Here is a 16538-nt window from a genome sequence, read left to right as displayed (position 1 = left end):
GCGAAAAGGTCAACCAAGCTGACTACAATGGCCGAGTACGCATCATCCCGCCCAGAAGGGACCTCATGGAGACGCACGCCGCCCCGACCGCCGGGGCCGACGACCGCAGGCCGGGCGAGGTCCCGCTGCTGCTCGCCATGGCCTTCCGGGCGATGAGCGACCACCTGCACAGCCGCCTGGCCGAACTGGGGCGTGAACCCCTGCGCCCGGCCCATGGCTACGTCTTCCGCTACCTCGCCGACCACCCGGACGCCACGACGGTCGACCTGGCGTCCCATCTGGGCGTGACCAAGCAGTCCGCCTCCAAGACCGTCACCGAACTCGCCGAGTGGGGCTACCTCCAGCGCCATCCCCACCCCACCGACCGGCGCGCACAGGTCCTGCGGCTCACCGACCGGGGGCGGGAGTACCTGCGGCTCGCCGATCAGCTGTGGGCCGAGGCCGAGCAGCGGTGGGCCGACCTCATCGGCCCCGACCGGCTCGCCGCCATCCACCACGACCTGCGCGCCTACCTCGACCACCTGCACGACGGCCGGCCGGCCAAGCTCCGGCCGGTCTGGTGAACGCGGTTCGGTTGAACCTGCCCGGCGGCGCGGGTGACCGCCTCGCCCTGCGAAGCCGACGGCGTCGCCGCTTGGGCGGCCTCCGCTGTCGCGGGTATGGCGGAACGCGGGCGGGGCGGAATGATAAATATTGTCATTCGTGCACGGAATGATCCGAACGAACGCCGTCCGGAGTATTCTGGAAAGTGCCGGGAAATCTCACCGGCAGGCGATCGCGAGGAGGTAAACATGCAGCTCAGTAGGGCAGAAGCCCTGGTTCTGCGACTCGTGATCGCGAAATTCTCACCCGACCCTTCGGCGGGAAGCAATTAGCATCACTTGATGGGGGTCAAGCGGGTCGCAGGTTCATCATCTCGACCGGCGTTTACCCAGGTCGGAGGCCGTTTCCGCTTCGTGCGGGACGGCCTTTTTGTCGGCCGGGGGACTATCGGCAGGGAGCACTGCCGGTCGACCGAGGCCGGGGAGTGCGTCCTGCCGCCCCAAGAGGAGTGGCGGTATGACGCGCTGCGGCTGCTGCCGGTGCGACTTGATCCTGCGCGAGACCCTCTGGTGACCGGCTGTCAGTGCCGCAGGGCAGAATCGGGGTATGACGCCCAGTGAACTCAAGGCCGCCTGCCTCGGCCTCAGCGGTGCCGAGGAGACCTTCCCCTTCAACCCGGAGACCTCCGTGTTCAAGGTGGCCGGCAAGATGTTCGCCATCAGCGACCTCGGGGCCCCCGCGCTGGGGGTGAGCCTCAAGTGCGACCCCGATCTCGCCGTGCGCCTGCGCGCCGAGTACCCCGCGATCACCGGTGGCTGGCATCTCAACAAGCGTCACTGGAACACCGTGGCGCTGGACGGCACACTCCCGGACGTCATGGTGTGCGAGATGATCGAGGACTCCTACGATCTGGTCGTCGCCGGTCTGCCACGCCGTCAGCAGCTCCTGCTCGACTGGCCGGGCCTGCGCGGCCCCGGCGCCGAGCAGGGCTGATCCAGCACCGCTCGAGCCGTCAGTACGGGCTGTGCACCCCCGTGGTTCGCTCGGGGTCCAGGGCCGGACCGGGGGCCGGGCGCTGCGCGCCGACCGGGACAGGGCCGCCGGTGGCGCTGCTGGTGGCGCTCCCGGTGACGGGGGCCGGTCCGGCGGTCGGCGGTCCGGTGGCGGTCCAGTCGACAGCGGCCTCGCGCAAGGGGGACACCAGACCGCGCCAGACGAGTACCACGAAGCGGCTGAAGGAGTAGCTGGGCTGGAAGTCCTGCAGGTGGAGGGGGGCTGTGCCGATCCGCCCGGTCACCTCGCCGCCAGCCGGGCAGCTCAGGTCGGGCGGCAGGTCGCCGGCGTCCCGGAGCAGGACCAGCAGCTCGGCCGGCACCCGGAAGTCCAGCGGCTCGGCCGTGCCGGTGATCATCGAGCGGAACACCCCACCGGCCGCGAGATCAAGCTCCTTGGCGGCCCGCAGGGATTCGCGATCCGGCCGGGACTCCTCGGGGACCGACCGCAGCAGCACGGCGACGGCTTCGTCGAGAAAGCGTTCCAACCCGGCCCGGTCCTTCACCAGGCAGTGCAGCAGCGCTTCGTAGTGGGTCTCCTGACGCCCGTACAGCTCGCCGCCGCCGACCTCGATGTCGAGTTCGCCCTCGATCAGCCGCCGGTCGATCCGGTCGGGCTGCTGCCAGGAGTGGCGGTAGTTCCGGGCGATCGCGTGGGCCACCGGATCGGGGGAGCGCTCGAAGAGGAAGTCGCGCAGCAGCTCGCACAGGTCGACCATGCGTACGCCGCCGGTCGAGTGCAGCAGGCGGAGCGTGCAGCGCAGCAGGGACTTCTGGAACAGGTAGAGGCAGAACCGGAACTCCAGACCGCGCAGCCACTCCTGCTCGGTCATCGTGGCGTGGGCCACCACGGTGTCGCCGGTCAGCTCCGGATCGCTGACGTCGACCGGGAGTTCGCGGACGACGATCTTCTGGTCCCGCATGAACTTCTCGCGGGTGTAGTCGGTGTTGTTCAGCAGCAGCAGTGGGAAGATGATCGGCGCGCCACCGGCGGTCAGCACCTCCTCGGTGCCGGCCAGGAAGCTGTCGTAGGTCTCGCCGGGCATGCCCCAGATCAGGTCGGTGTACGTGGGGATGCCCAGATCGCGGAACTCGGTCTGCAGTCTGCGGAAGTGGTCCGCCCGGATGTTGGAGCGGTTGCCCAGCTCCAGCGCGGTGGGGCTGAAGGACTGCGCCGACAGCGTCACCGGGGCCAGCAGCCCGCCGTCGCGCAGCAGTCCGGCCATCTTGACGATCCGTTTGTTGCTGTTCTTCGCCCAGGTGACGAAGAAGTCCACCCGCTTGTCGTACTTCTGGCAGGTGTTCACCAGCAGCTGGGCGATGTCGACATCCCGGGGCAGGATGCCGAAGTTCGCGTCGGCCAGTGCGAACATCATGTGGGGACCGGCCACCCGGATGATCCGGTCCACGTCGGCCGCGATCCGGTCCATCGGGAACTGGCGGACCTTGGAGTTGGTCGCACCGCCCCAGTAGCAGAACGCGCAGCTGTAGGGGCAGCCCCGGTTGGTCTCGTACACCAGCAGGGAGGTCGCGGCCAGTTCGGTGTCCGAGTAGACGGAGATCGGCGACGGCACCGTGGACAGGTCCGCGATCCGGTCGGCCGGCTTGCTGCTGACGAGTTGCCGCTGCGCCCCGGAACCCGCCCAGTAGCTGAGGCCGTCGATCGAGGACAGGTCCTCGTCGCCCCGCAGCAGTGTCCGCAGCAGTTCGACGAACCGGAACTCGCCGTCCCCGTGCACCAGGACGTCCACCCAGGGTGCCTCGGCGAAGAGCACGTCCTGCTGGTAGCTCACGTCGTTGCCGCCCATGACGAGGTGGCAGCCAGGCCAGGCCTGCTTGATCCGCCGGGCGAGTTCCAGGGACTTCGCCCGGTTCCAGAAGTAGACCGTGAAGGCCACCGCCAGCGGATCGTCCAGCGACGCGAGCACCTGTTCGCAGACCTGCTCGAACTGGGACCCGCGCGACAGCAGGGCGTGCCGGGTGAAGCTGCAGCGGGCCGCCACCTCCGGATCAGCCTGGGCGGCCGCCTGCAGATAGCCCAGTGTCGGGCTGTAGCTGGCGCCTGCGATGGTGGTCAGGTCCACCAGGTGCACCTGGCGGGGGCGGTGGGCCGCTTCGGGGAGGCTGCTCATGGTGTTCGTCACCCTGCCGTGGTCAGGTCGGCCTGCTCGGCGGCCTCGGCCGGGCGTGGCGGGCGGAGCCGGCCGCCGCCCGTGGCGGGCTGTTCGCGCCGCAGTCCGAGCCGGGGTGAAGTGACCAGGCGCAGCTGTGAGTTGTCGTCGTAGAGGTCGCGCGGCATGATCTCGACCAGGCCGAGCGTGTCCTCGTTGGCGGGCGCCGCCGGGCCGGGCACGGTTGCGACCTGGTCGGACTCCTTCCCGTGCTGGGCGTCGAAGAGGTCCGAGATGCCGGCGACCAGCTCGACGAAGGCCGAGTTGGGCTGGACGGCGCGTTCGGCGGGTGTGCCGGTCAGCCGCTGGGCGAGCCAGAAGTAGCCGGCCTGCCCCTGGTACTGGTCGTACATGCGGGACACCATGGCGAGCATCCGGGTGTAGGCGTTGCGGTAGAGCGACTCGTAGAACGCGCTCGCCTCGCTCTCCTCGGTGTCGCCGTCCACCACCGCGACGATGGAGGCGGCGGCGAGCAGTGCGCTGTACGAGGCGAGGTGCACCCCGCTGGAGAGCAGCGGGTCGAGGAAGCAGGCCGCGTCGCCGGCCACGAAGTAGCCGGGGCCGGAGAAGTCGCCGGAGACGTAGCTGTAGTCCTGCTCGACCCGCGCCTTGGCGAGCCGGGTGTCCCCCTGCACCAGGGAGCGGACCGTGTCCGACTCGTCGACGAGGGCGGAGAGGAAGTCCTCGAGGGAGTCGTAGTCGCGGCGCCGCTCGCGGAAGGCGGTCTCGTGCATGACGAACCCGACGCTGCGGCGGCCGTTTCGCAGCGGGATGACCCAGTACCAGCCGTCCGGCGAGGAGATGATGTTGCTGCCGCCCTGCGGGGTGCCAGGCAGCAGCTCCTCGCCGTCCCAGTAGCTCCAGATCGCGACGTTGCGGAAGACCTCGTGCCGGGTGCGGTTCTTGAAGTGCTGCGCGGTGAGCACGCCCGCCCGGCCCGAGGCGTCGACGATGAAGTCGAAGCGGGTGGTGCGGAGCTGCTCGGGTGCGTCGCCCCTGACCCACTCGGCGGCGACCGGTCGGCCGTCCTCGAAGACGACCCGTTTGACGGCGGCGTTCTCGACGACCCGGGCCCCCTGTTCGGCGGCGTTCTTCAGCAGGACGTGGTCGAATTCTGAGCGGTCGACCGACCAGGATCGTACTTCGGGCCCGAACATCTCAGTCCAGTCCGCACACCAGTCCTTCTCGGTGCCCCAGCGGAAGAGGCCGCCGTGCTTGCTCATGAAGCCGAAGTCGTCGACCTTCTGAGCCGCGCCCGCGAGCTCCAGAATCGATCGGCAGGACGAGGCCAGCGCCTCGCCGATGTGGTAGCGCGGGAATACGTCCTTTTCGAGCAGGAGTACGTCGATACCCGCCCGGGCGAGCAAGGCGGCCGCGAGTGAACCGGCCGGACCACCGCCGACCACCAGGACCTTCACATCAGCTGTACTCAGCTCCACTGGACTCTCCATCAGATTGTCGCGGCACCGGATCGCACTCACCTTAGAGGCCGTTCGGTGCAATTCCGCACCTGGTTTTAGGCCGAATGAGTGCATCCTTGATTCTGTAGGGGAGATAAGTTTGAAGGCTCGTAGGTGGGGCAGTGAAAGCCCTTGATAGATGGTCATATAGACCTAATGATTATTCAAAAGGTCATGATCGACGCAGGGTTCATGCGTATGGATGACGCGATCGGCTACTGATGCACCGTGAGTAGCCGCTATGGTTCTTGTTGTTCGCGCACGTCGTTTAAATTCCGGACCTGGATGGGCGACGACGACCCTTGCGTGGGCACTCGCTGAAATGTGCGTTCACGGTAGAGAGGCGTTCCCCCATGATGTCGACCCGACGGCTTGCGCTGTCCGTCCTGTGCTCCACCTCCCTCGCCGCTGCGCTGGTGGCCGCGTCCCCGGCCGGTGCCGTCCAGTCGGCGCAGCACCGGGCCGGCGCCTGCGGCATGAACCGCGCGGACTACAACGGGACTTTCGCGGGCACCTTCCAGAACAACCCCGCCGCCAGCATCTCGGCCACCTTCGCCGTACCCCGGTCGGTCACGACGCAGTGGGCCGTCCAGGGCTGGAGCGGCTCCGGCAAGGGTGAGTACGAGCTCAGCGCCACCGGCCCGGAGTGGACGAACTCCGACACCGTCAGCGGCCCGCTCACCGGCGTGGACTCCGAGGTCTACCGCAGCGTCAACATCACCTGTGCCAACGGCGACAGCACCGTCACGTCGATCGACGGCATCGTCGACTCCGGCATGGCGCAGATCCCGTTCACGATCAACCGTCAGTAGTCCCGGCCGGCCGTCCGTGCGGACGGCCTGTCGCACCACCTCGGCCGCTGAAATGTGCATTCAGTAGAAAGGCGTTCCCAATGATGTCGATCCGACGCTTCGCGCTGCCCCTCGCGTGCGCCACCTCCCTCACCGCCGCGCTCGTGGCGGCCTCCCCGGCCGGTGCCGTCCAGCCGGCGCAGCCCCGCGCCGGCGCCTGCGGCGCGGCGGACCAGGACTTCAACGGCACCTTCGCGGGCACTTTCGACCAGGCCCCCGGCGACACCATCAACGTCGCGTTCGCCGCGCCCCAGTCGGCCCAGACGAACTGGACCGTGGAGGGCTGGACGGGCCACGGCAAGGGCACCTTCGAGCTCACCGCCTCCGGCGTGCGGTGGAACAACTCCGACCTGGTAGCCGGCCCGGCCACCGGCGTGGACACCGAGGAGTACCGCTCCACGGCCATCAGCTGTGACGTCGGTACGAGCGAGGTCAGTGTCATCCGCGGTGAGGTCACCGCTCCGACCGCGAGCGGCACTGTGAGGTACCCGTTCACGGTCGTCCGCCAGGCCTAGTCCCGCCGGAGTGCTCACGGTGCTGGGCTGGTCCGCCGCCTCGGCGATGGACCAGCCCAGCACCGCGTGCTCAGCGGACCAGCACGCCCAGCTCGGGCGTGATCTGCTTGGCCGTCAGACCCGTCCCGGCCGCGAGGTCCTCGATCCCGAACGTGTACCACTCATGGGTGACGTCGACCTCGCGCAGCACCCGGCTCCCGCGCAGCACCCGCCAGGTGGCGGACCAGCGCATCTGCTCGGGCCCGCAGGGTTCGCCGGAGAGCCAGGCCTCGTAGTCCTGCTCGCCGAGCGTCTGGCGGGCGATCCGCATCGGTGCGACCGACTGCGGGGCCCTGACCGCCATCAGTTCGACGACGATGGGCGCACCGGTGGGCAGCCGGTCGGTGATCCGGCCCAGCAGCGCGGTCCGCTCCGCCCGGTCCAGGTAGCCGAGCACTCCGCAGATCACTGCGGCCGAGAGCCGGTCGGGGAGTTCCATCTCCTGGGCGGTGGCGGCGACCACGGTCACCCGGGGCCGCAGGTCCTCGTCCCGGACCACGCGGCTGGTCAGCACGGCCCGCATCGGGGACGACGGCTCGACGGCGAGGATCCGCGCGTCGGGCAGGGTCCGCGCGATGACTTCGGTCGCCCGACCGGTGCCCGCGCCGAGGTCGAGGACCGGTCCGTGACCGGTGCCGGTCCCGGTGAGCACCGAGGCGAGCAGCGCGTCGCTCTGCGTCCAGCGCTGGACGCCGACGAGGTCGTAGAACTCGGCGGTGGGGGAGTAGTAGTCGATCACTGGGAGCCTTCCTTCAGGGTCGGTCAGCGGACGGCGGGGGCCGGGAGCAGGCACTCGGTGAGTGCCGCGAGCACCTGCTCCCGCTGCGGCACCAGGTAGAAGTGGTCGCCCGGGAAGGTCCGCAGGGTGAAGCGGCCCGTGGTCGAGCGGTCCCAGGCCCGGGCCTGGTCGAGCGTCAGCTCGGAGTCGTCCTCGGCGGCGAACGCGGTCACCGGGCAGTCGAGCGTGCGGCCGGGGACCGGGCGGTAGGTCTCGACGGCCCGGTAGTCGGCCCGGATGACGGGTGCCATCAGCTGCCAGAGTTCGGCGTCCTCGAACAGCAGCCGGCTGCTGCCGCCCAGCCGCGTCAGCTCGGCCCGCAGGGCCTCGTCGCCGCCCAGGTGCACCGTCCCGGCGGTCACGTGCTCCACCGGTTCACGCGCCGAGACGACCAGGTGGGCCGGGTCCGGCAGCCGCAGGGCCACCTCGTGGGCGATCGCCGCGCCCATGCTGTGGCCGAACAGGGCGAGCGGACGGTCGCCGAGCCCGGCGATCTCGGCGATCTCGGTGCCGACCGCGTCGGCCATCGAGGTCAGGTCGGTGGCCGACGGCTCGTTGAAGCGGTCCTCCCGCCCGGGGTACTGCACGGCCAGCAGCTCGACCGACGGCGGCAGCAGCTCCGGCCAGCCACGGAACGCACCGGCGCCGCTGCCCGCGTGCGGGAAGCACACCAGCCGTACGGCGGCGGTAGGTTGCGGCCGGTAACAGCGCAGCCAGGAACCGGGCATGCCGGAAGTAGTCATACGGTTGTCTCCAGGATCAGCTCGGACGGGTGTACGGGCGGCGACTGCGCGCCGCTGATCAGCTCGGGCCGGCCCAGCCGGGTCGTCAGGTCCAGCCACATCCGGCTCACCGTCAGGTCGTACTGCCCGCGTGACGCCCCCGGACCGCCGTCCAGGACCGCCGCCCGCAGTTCGGCGAGCGCCTGGCGGACGGCGTCCGGCCAGAGTTCGGCGAAGGTCTGCCGGAAGGGCCGTGGCGGCGCGCCGCCGAGCAGCGAACCGGTCGGCTGGTCCAGGTGCTCGGTGCCGGGGCCGTCCAGGGTCAGCTGCCCTTCGCCGTCCCGGTCGACGTGCAGCCGGGGGCTCCAGAGCACCGGGCCGTGGGTGTCGGCGAGCGTGAGGGTGCCCGCGTCGGTGCCCAGCGAGACGCGGTGCAGCAGGTGGGCGTGGTTGTCGGGGTCGCCCGGGTCGAGCTGGTTCTGCACCCGCAGGGTGAGCGGCACCCCGGTGACCACCCCGTGCAGCAGCCGGAACGGTACCGGTACGCCGGTCGCGGCCTGCACCTCGGCGACCGGCACCGGATCGGTGAAGGCCCACGGACCGAGCCCGCCGAGCGCCCGGCCGAGGATGTCCAGCAGTGGGAGGAGCACCTGGCTCGAACACGCGGCGTCCACGAAGCGGCAGGCCCGCAGGTCGCGCAGCGCCCGCGCCGAGGCGAGGAAGCGCCGAACCGGCTCGACGTGCGGGTAGAACGCGTTCAGCTGGTACTGGACGCGGTGCGTCCGCGCCAGCCGCAGGCAGCCCGCCACCTCCTCCGGATGGGCCGGCTGCTCCTGCAGCACGTGCACGCCACGGGCCAGCAACGCCCGCGCCAGCTCGCCCCCGGCACCGCCCGCCACCGCCGAGCGGACCACCACGCAGGCCACGTCGACGTCGTCGGGGAGCTGCTCGACCCGGGTGTAGTACGGCACGCCGTACCCGGCCGCGCACCGGCGCGAGCGCGGGCTGTCGTTGGCCAGCACACCGACCAGCTCGAAGCCGGGCGAGGCCGTCCGCAGGGCCTCCAGGTAGAACGTCCCGAACACCGTGCCGCAGACCACGGTGCGCAGCGCGCGCCCGTTCACAACGCGCCCACTACGGCGTCGAGTTCGACCGGGTCGTGCGACACGTCCAGGGTGACGCCGGGCGTCGCGGTGACCCGGCGGACGGTCTCGCCGGGGTCGAGCACCTCGGCTGCGTAGTGCAGCCCGGCCGGGACGTCGCCGGCCAGGGTGGCGGCCACCGCGAGCGCGCCCACGGCCGCCGTGAGCCGGTAGCTGTCACCGGTGCCGAGCACGGCTGTGGCGGCACCGGACGGGGATTCGAGCGCGAACACCATGCGGTAGTACGGCCGACGCCCCGTCAGGTCCAGCTCGGCGGCCCGGACCAGCCGGTCGGCCGCGTCGCCGAGCTGGACCCGGCCGCCGGTCAGGGCGGCGAGCAACTCCCGGACGTGGCGGCCCGGGAACACGTTGAACCAGTCCAGTTCGTCGAGTCCGAGCGCCCGAGCCAGCCGCTCCGCCTCGGTGCTCAGATAGGGCTGCAGGGACACGGCGGCGGGGAAGTACGGCAGCTCCGCCGCATCCTGGGCGCAGAGCGCCCGACTGACCCGACGGCCGTGCCGCCAGGCCGCCAGCGATTCACCGAACGGTACGGCGGCACCGGCACGGTCGCCGCCCAGCGAGAGCACCAGGTCGGCCGCGACGGTGGGGCTGCACCGGTCGAGCCCGCCCGTCCACACCGTCAACCGCCCAGCCCCACCCGGCTGTTGGCCGGCCAGCCAGCGGGGAAGCAGCCCGGACAGGCCGGGCAGCATGCCAGCCGACAGCACCGCGCTGCGCCCGAGACCGGCCAGGTCGACACCGTGGAGTTGCTCGTGCGCGGGGTCGTCGCCCGCGACGTCCACGTAGTCGGCCCCGGCGGCGAGCGCCGCCAGGGCGACCCGCCCCCGGACCTGGTACGACGGCCCCGCGCAGTTCAGTACGACGGCGCAGCCCGCGCAGAACGCCGCGAGGCTCTCCCGGTCGTCTAGGTCCACCGCGAGCGCCTGCGCCGGGCCACCCGGCAGACCGGCCGCGACCGCCGCCACTGCCTCGAGCCGTCGGCCGCCCAACCGGAGCCGCTCGACGCCGAGTTCACGCAGCGCGCCCGCCGCCGCCCGTCCCACCACGCCGGAACCGCCCAGCACACCGACCACCTCGGCGCTCGTCATGAGGCACTTCCGCCGAGCAGGCCGCGCACGGCTGCCGCCCGGGGCCCGGCGATGCACCCGAAGTGGTCGCCGTCGATGTCCCGGACCCGCAGCTCGCCCAGGCAGATGCGCTGCCAGTACGCCGCCATGTCCTCCTGCAGGCCGGGCACGAAGCTGTACGTGCCGGTGTGCGACAGGAAGGTGATGTCGCCGACGTAAGGGTCCGGCCGGTGCCGGGTGACCGCGAAGAGGCTGTGCCGGAAGATCTGGTAGCGCCGGGCGAGCCGGCCCCGGTCGACCGGTGCCGTCAGGAGCGCGGCGGCGTGCGCGACGGCCGTCAGCCGCTCCTCGGGGTCGCGTTCGGCCAGGGCCCGGAAGGCGTCGCCCACCTTGGCGTGTTCGCCGTCGAGCGCGGCCAGCGCACCGGCGCCGAGTCGGCCCGGGGTCGTCACCAGCACGGCTTCGATCGCCCGGCCGAGTGCCACCGGGTCGGCGGGGAAGCCGACCGACGCCGGGTCGACGCCGAGCGAGAGCGCGAAGGTGTACTCGGCGAGCAGCTCCTCGTGCACCTCGAACGAGGGGCGGTAGCAGCTGATCACGGTCAGGCTCTCCACCTCGGCCCCGCTCTCGGCGAGCACCCTGGCCACCTCGGTGGCGATGAGCCCGCCCATGCAGTAGCCCACCACCTGGAAGCGCCGACTGCCGCGGGCCAGCAGGCTCCGCGCGTACTCCCCGCCCAGCCGGTTGATCAGCAGGGCGGGATCGGTGTCGAGATAGCGGGCCGGGGGGCCGGCCTCCAGGCCGACCAGCGGCCCGGCCACGGGCAGCTTCCGGTACTCCTCCAGCAGAGCCTGGTACGGCAGCAGGGTGCCGGTGCCGTCGTGCACCAGCACGGTGGTCGGACCGTCGGCCGCGCCGGGAAGCAGCAGGGTCGGCGTGGCCGGACCGTCGTCGGCCTCGGGCGCGGTGATGGTGGCAGTGGCCGCGCCGCGCAGGAAGCCCGCCAGCGCGGCCACGGTCGGGCGCTGGAGCAGCTGGCGGAGCAGGTGCTCCCACTCCACCCCGGCCGCCGCCGGTTCGCCCTCCCGGAGGCGGCCGACCAGCCGGGCCACCAGCAGTGAGTCGCCGCCGAGTTGGAAGAAGTCGTCGTCCCGGCCGACTCCCGGGCGCTCCAGCACCTCGGCCCAGAGGGCGGCGAGCCGGTGTTCGAGCTCGTCGGCGGGCTCCGCAGCGCCGGGCTGCCCGCTCTGCTCGCCGGGCCCGCCCGGTTCGGGCAGGCGTCGGCGCAGGCGGGCACGGTCGATCTTGCCGTTGGGGGTGAGCGGGAGTTCGTCCAGGATCTCCAGGTGCGCCGGGAGCATCTGCTCGGGCAGCCGCTCCGCCAGATGGCGGGTCAGTTCGTCGGTGGTCAGCCGGGCCCGGTCGGTCTTCAGGCGGGAGAAGAAGATCTGCTGCCCGGCCTGCGACAGGACGTCTTCGGCTGCCGGGAAGCAGAGTTGAACGTCCGCTCCGGCCTCCGCCAGCAGCCCCAGCCACTGACGCTGCGTCAGAAACGTCTGGTCGGCCGCCTCCCGCAGATCGGAGAAGCCGCCGCTCAGCCCGTCGACGAACTCCATCGACACCAGCAGCGGATGACGCTCCACGGTTGCCTCCATGAACACCAACCACCCACCCGGCGCCAGCAGTTCGCGCAGCCTTCGCAGTGCCTGCGCCGCGTCCTTGGCGTTGTGCAGAACGTTCGCGCACAGGATCACGTCGAAGCTGTTCGCCGTCAGCCCCTGCCCGGCGGCGTCCGCGTTGACGTCGAAGAGGCCGTAGCGCACCCACGGGTACGGCTCGAAGCGCTTGCGCGCCTCGCCGAGGAAGAACTTCGAGATGTCGGTGAAGAGGTAGTCGACGTCGAACTCGGCGAGCGCCGGGATCAGGTCGATGCTGGTGCCCCCGACACCGGCGCCGACCTCCAGGATCCGGAGCGGACCGGGCCGGGCGTGCGAGGCGGCCAGCTCGCGCAGCCCGGCGACGGCGACCCGGTTGAGGGTGCGGCTGACCAGGTTGTCGCGGTAGGCGGCCTCCGCCACGTCCAAGTTGCCCTGGGGGAAAAGCAGTTCCAGCGGGTCCTCCTCGCCGCGCAGCAGCTCGGCCAGGTGCTCGCTGCTGGTCCGCACCAGGCGCAGCAGGTCGGCGCCGTAGTCGAGGCGCCGGCCCAGCTCCTCCACCTGCTGCCAGCCCTGCTCCGGGTCCACCGGGTCGGTGGCGGCCAGCCCGGAGTACCGGCCGGTGGCCGGGTCGTGCCGCAGCCGCCCAGCCCGGGTGAGCGCACGCAGCCAGCGGCGGACCGCCCGGGTGTGGCGGGTGTGCGCGCCGAGCCCGGCCGCCGCCTCCGGCGCGGTGTGCGCGGCGTCGGGGCCGGCGAAGAGCCCGGCGGCGCGCAGCGTGCGGGCGATGGCGGTGAGCGCGACCTCGTCGGCCAGGGTGAGGAAGGTGCCGAGCAGCTCGCGGTCGACCGCGGCGCCCACCTCGGCCCCGGCCGCGCCGGCTGCGGTGACTGCGGTTGAACCCGTGTCGGTGGGTGTCTGGTCTGTGCGCTCGGTGGTCGCGAAGGCCACCAGCCGCCGCTGCGCCGGATCGTCACCCGACACCAGCGCCACTGCCGCCGACACCGCCGGGTGGGCCTCGAGGGCTGCGGCGAGTTCGGCGGGCTCGACCCGGTGGCCCCGGATCTTCACCTGGTCGTCGATCCGGCCGAGCAACTCGATGGTGCCGTCCGGCAGATAGCGCCCGAGGTCGCCGGTGCGGTACATCCGCTCGCCGCTGCGCGGGTGGATGCGGAACCGCTCGGCGGTCCTGGTGGCGTCCCCGAGGTAGCCGAGGGCGAGCCCGGCGCCGGTGATGTACAGCTCGCCCGGGACGAGGTCGGGGCGGTCGTACAGGTCGGTGTCGAGTACGTGCCAGCCCTGGTTGGCGAGCGGCGTGCCGTACGGGACGCTGGGTGTGGTGAGAGCTTGGTGGTCGATCGGGTGGACGATCGACCAGATGGCCGCCTCGGTCGCGCCGCCGAGGCCGACCAGCTCGCACTGCGGCAGCCGCCGGCCGATCCGCTCGGCCAGCGGGACGGGGATCCAGTCGCCGGAGAGCAGCGCGAGGCGCAGCGGGACCGGGCCGGCTGTGGGGCCGTCGGCGCTCAGGAAGCTGTCCAGCATCTGGAGTTGGGCGGGAACGGAGTTCCAGAGGGTGATCCCGTGCCGGGTGATCAGCTCGGTCCAGTGTGCGGGGTCGGCACGGCGCTCCGCGTCGGGCAGCACCAGGCAGCCGCCACGGGCCAGCGGCCCGAAGACGTCGTACACGGAGAGGTCGAAGCCCAGGGCGGCCAGGCCGAGCACCCGGTCGCCGGGGCCGACGGCGAACCGGTCGTTGATGTCGGTGACGGTGTTGAGTGCGGCTCGGTGACTGATCATCACGCCCTTGGGGGTACCGGTCGAGCCCGAGGTGTAGATCACGTACGCGAGATCGTCCGGGGCGGCCGCGCGCAGCGGCGTCCGTTCCGCTTCCGCCGCTTCCGCCGTCCCGTCGACGATCATCATCCGCAGGCCCGGCAGGTCGGCCGTGGACGACGGCTGGACGAGTACCGTCCCGACCCCGGCATCGGCGAGCATCGCGTCCCGGCGGGCGGCCGGCTGGTCGGTGTCGATCGGCAGGTAGGCCGCGCCGGCCAGCAGGGTGCCGAGCACGGCGACCACCTGCTCCCAGCCCTTGTCCATCAGTACGGCGACAACCTGACCCGCCGGGTCGCCGTGGGCGCACAGTTCCTCGGCGACCGTAGCAGCGCGGGCCAGTAGTTGACGGTACGTCATATCAGTGCCACTCGCGATCACGGCGGTCCGGTCCGGAGTGGCGAGCGCCTGGGCGACCACCCCGGCGTGCAGCAAACCCTCCGGCAGCGGCCGTGCGGTCCGGTTGACCCGCTCTCGCCGCTCGCGCTGGGCGGCGGGCAGCTCCACGACCGAGTGGGCCTCCCACGCCAGGTCGGAGGCGGCCAGCCGGTGCACGGCCGCCGTGAACGCCGCGAAGGCCTCCTCGGCCAGACCGTCGGGGAAGACGTCCCGCCGGACGTCCCAGCCGAGCAGCAGGGTGTCGCGGTGTTCCATCACCTGGCAGTCGATCCACACGTGCGGAGTGCGGCTGCACCCGAGGACGATCTCGCCCGCGCGCAACCGGGCCGGGCCGTCGGCGTCTTCGGCCGTCAGCCCCACGGTACTGGTGAACACCACCGGCATCAGCGCGGCGTCCTGGCCGCGCCGCCGGGCGAGTTCGCGCAGGACCTCCACCCCGGAGCAGGTCCGGTGGTCCAGGTCCTGCCACAGCTGCGCCTGCGCGGCGGCCGCGCGGGACGCGAACGAGCCGTCGGCCGAGGAGTCCACGGTCAGCAGCTCGACCGAGGTGAAGTCGCCGACCAGGCGGCCGACTTCGGGATGCAGCGGCAGTCGGCTGAACATCGGCAGGTCGAGCGTGAACCTGGGCCGACCGCTCCACCGCCCGATCACCTCCGCGTACGCGGTGAGCAGGGCGACGGTGGGCGTGACGCCGTGCGCGGCCGAGCGCCGACGCAGCTCCTGCCACTCCGGCCCGGCCAGTTGAGCCTGCAGCCGTTCGAATCGCGGCGCGCCCCCGGCGGAGCCGTGCGGGCGCACCGGCAGCGCGGGAGCGGGAGCCAGCGCGCCCGCGCCCGCATCCGCCTCGTTCTCGTCGGCCGTCAGACGGTTCCACCAGTACGCGCGGTCACGCTCGAACTGCCGCTCGTGGAGCTGCCGTTCGGCTGCCAGATAGTCCCGGTACCGGATCTCCAACGCGGGCAGCGGGTCGTCGGGGCGCAGACACAGCTGCTCCAACTCGCCCAGCAGCAGCTGAACACTGGCGTAGTCGCAGATCAGCAGGTCGATCGAGAGCTGAACGACGACGTCCTGGCCGGTCCTGGTGACCCGCAGGTCGTGCAGCGGCCACTGGTCGGGGCGGTACTCGCGGGCGGAGAGCGCGGTCCGGGCCTGCTCGACCGCCTGGAACTGCGCTTCGGGGGAGGCGTCCCGCAGGTCCGCGAGCTCCACCGGCGGCTCGGGCACCTCCGGCAGCACCTGCTGGTAGCCGTCCGGGTGCACGATCGTCCGCAGGGCGTCGTGCCGGGCCACCAACTGCCGCCAGGCACCGGGTACCAAGGACGGTTCGAAGGCCGGGAACCGGACCTCCAGATATGCCTGGCAGCCAACGCCCCCGTACTCGTATGCGTTGCTCCGGCCGAGCAGGTACGACGACTGGACATCGGTGAGGGGGAACGGCTCGAACCGGGCAGCCGGGTCGGCCGTGAGCTGTGCACCGGTCGCGTTGCGCCGGAGCTGCTCGAGTACGGCGGGCTTGTGGTGGCGCAGCCGCGCGAGCCGCTCCTCGGTCATCACATGGCGGGGTGCGCGGTAGCGCAGCAGGCCGTCCTCCTCCCACAGTCGGACGCCGATGTTCTCGAGTTCGCCGATGAGTTCGCTGACCGTCACAGCTCGCCCTCCTCCGTGTCTTCGACCTCGGTACCGAGGTGCTGGCGCTGATGCTCGATGAGCTTTGCGAGCCCTGCGATCGTTGGCTCGCTGAGTAGTTGACGCAGGGACAGCTCACAGCCGAACCGGTCGCGCAGCCGCTGGACCAGCCGGGTCGCCTGCAGGCTGTCGCCGCCCAGGGCGAAGAACGTGGCGTCGCGCGGGACTTCGTCCTTCCCGAGCAGGCTGCCCCACAGCTCGGCCAGCGCGGTCTCGACCGGACCGCTCGGCGCCGTACCGCCCTGCGGCTGGGCAACCCCCCTGGATGCCAGGGGTTTCAGTGCCGCGCGGTCGACCTTGCCGTTGGCGGTCAGCGGGAGCGCGTCGAGCAGGGTGAGCCCCGCCGGGCGGGCGTACTGCGGCAGCCGGTCGGCCAGGAGCCCCTGGAGCTCGGCTGGTTGCAGATCCCGGTCGTCGGTGACGACGAACGCGTGCAGGCGGTAGCCGCCCCGCGCGCCGACGGGTACGACGACGGCCTGCCGGACAGCCGGGTGAGCTGTCAGCGCGGCTTCGATTTCGCCGGGTTCGAGGCGGTGGCCGTTGATTTTGAGTTGGTGGTCGGTGCGGCCGAGGAATTCGAGGGTGCCGTCGGGGTGGTAGC

12 protein-coding genes are annotated in these 16538 nt (G+C 71.7%); 4 read left to right on the top strand and 8 right to left on the bottom strand.

Annotated elements, in window-relative coordinates:
• Nucleotides 1-65 precede the first annotated feature (65 nt).
• Both P3T29_RS16685 and P3T29_RS16680 read left to right on the top strand, forming a co-directional pair.
• Complete coding sequence (locus P3T29_RS16685) at nt 66-563, top strand: MarR family winged helix-turn-helix transcriptional regulator (RefSeq protein ID WP_280717256.1); 498 nt, start codon at nt 66-68, stop codon at nt 561-563.
• Nucleotides 564-1149: 586 nt separating this feature from the next.
• On the top strand, nt 1150-1536 hold the full coding sequence (locus P3T29_RS16680) for an MmcQ/YjbR family DNA-binding protein (protein WP_280717255.1): 387 nt from the start codon (nt 1150-1152) through the stop codon (nt 1534-1536).
• A gap of 19 nt (nt 1537-1555) precedes the next feature.
• Here P3T29_RS16680 and P3T29_RS16675 read toward each other — a convergent pair whose 3' ends face one another.
• Nucleotides 1556-3727 (bottom strand): radical SAM protein, encoded by a 2172-nt coding sequence (locus P3T29_RS16675; RefSeq protein WP_280717254.1) that lies wholly within the window; start codon nt 3725-3727, stop codon nt 1556-1558.
• Between the two features lie 8 nt (nt 3728-3735).
• Nucleotides 3736-5205 (bottom strand): tryptophan 7-halogenase, encoded by a 1470-nt coding sequence (locus P3T29_RS16670; protein ID WP_280717253.1) that lies wholly within the window; start codon nt 5203-5205, stop codon nt 3736-3738.
• Between the two features lie 374 nt (nt 5206-5579).
• On the opposite strand from P3T29_RS16670, the gene P3T29_RS16665 reads away from it, so the two are divergent.
• A complete protein-coding gene (locus P3T29_RS16665) occupies nt 5580-6038 on the top strand; it encodes a hypothetical protein (RefSeq protein WP_280717252.1) in 459 nt (152 codons plus the stop codon).
• An 80-nt stretch (nt 6039-6118) separates the two neighbouring features.
• On the top strand, nt 6119-6592 hold the full coding sequence (locus P3T29_RS16660) for a hypothetical protein (protein ID WP_280717251.1): 474 nt from the start codon (nt 6119-6121) through the stop codon (nt 6590-6592).
• A 70-nt stretch (nt 6593-6662) separates the two neighbouring features.
• Here the strand turns inward: P3T29_RS16660 and P3T29_RS16655 are convergent, their stop codons facing one another.
• The 6 genes from P3T29_RS16655 to P3T29_RS16630 form a co-directional block, all read right to left on the bottom strand.
• On the bottom strand, nt 6663-7370 hold the full coding sequence (locus P3T29_RS16655) for a class I SAM-dependent methyltransferase (RefSeq protein ID WP_280717250.1): 708 nt from the start codon (nt 7368-7370) through the stop codon (nt 6663-6665).
• Nucleotides 7371-7393: 23 nt separating this feature from the next.
• Nucleotides 7394-8152 (bottom strand): alpha/beta fold hydrolase, encoded by a 759-nt coding sequence (locus tag P3T29_RS16650; protein WP_280717249.1) that lies wholly within the window; start codon nt 8150-8152, stop codon nt 7394-7396.
• Nucleotides 8149-9255: a Gfo/Idh/MocA family oxidoreductase gene (locus P3T29_RS16645; protein WP_280717248.1), complete on the bottom strand. Its 1107-nt coding sequence runs from the start codon at nt 9253-9255 to the stop codon at nt 8149-8151. The genes P3T29_RS16650 and P3T29_RS16645 overlap by 4 nt, the downstream gene beginning before the upstream one ends.
• Entirely contained in the window at nt 9252-10382 is a 1131-nt protein-coding gene (locus tag P3T29_RS16640) for a saccharopine dehydrogenase NADP-binding domain-containing protein (RefSeq protein ID WP_280717247.1), read from the bottom strand. The genes P3T29_RS16645 and P3T29_RS16640 overlap by 4 nt, the downstream gene beginning before the upstream one ends.
• Nucleotides 10379-15898: a non-ribosomal peptide synthetase gene (locus P3T29_RS16635; protein WP_280717246.1), complete on the bottom strand. Its 5520-nt coding sequence runs from the start codon at nt 15896-15898 to the stop codon at nt 10379-10381. The genes P3T29_RS16640 and P3T29_RS16635 overlap by 4 nt, the downstream gene beginning before the upstream one ends.
• Nucleotides 15895-16538: phosphopantetheine-binding protein (locus tag P3T29_RS16630; RefSeq protein WP_280717245.1), on the bottom strand; the 644-nt coding region annotated here is incomplete at its 5' end. The genes P3T29_RS16630 and P3T29_RS16635, both read right to left, overlap by 4 nt.

Origin of the sequence: Kitasatospora sp. MAP5-34, from assembly GCF_029894335.1 — a bacterium.
Classification (GTDB): domain Bacteria; phylum Actinomycetota; class Actinomycetes; order Streptomycetales; family Streptomycetaceae; genus Kitasatospora.
Note: the sequence above shows the minus strand (reverse complement) of the source record. Positions and strands in the feature narration are given on the sequence as shown.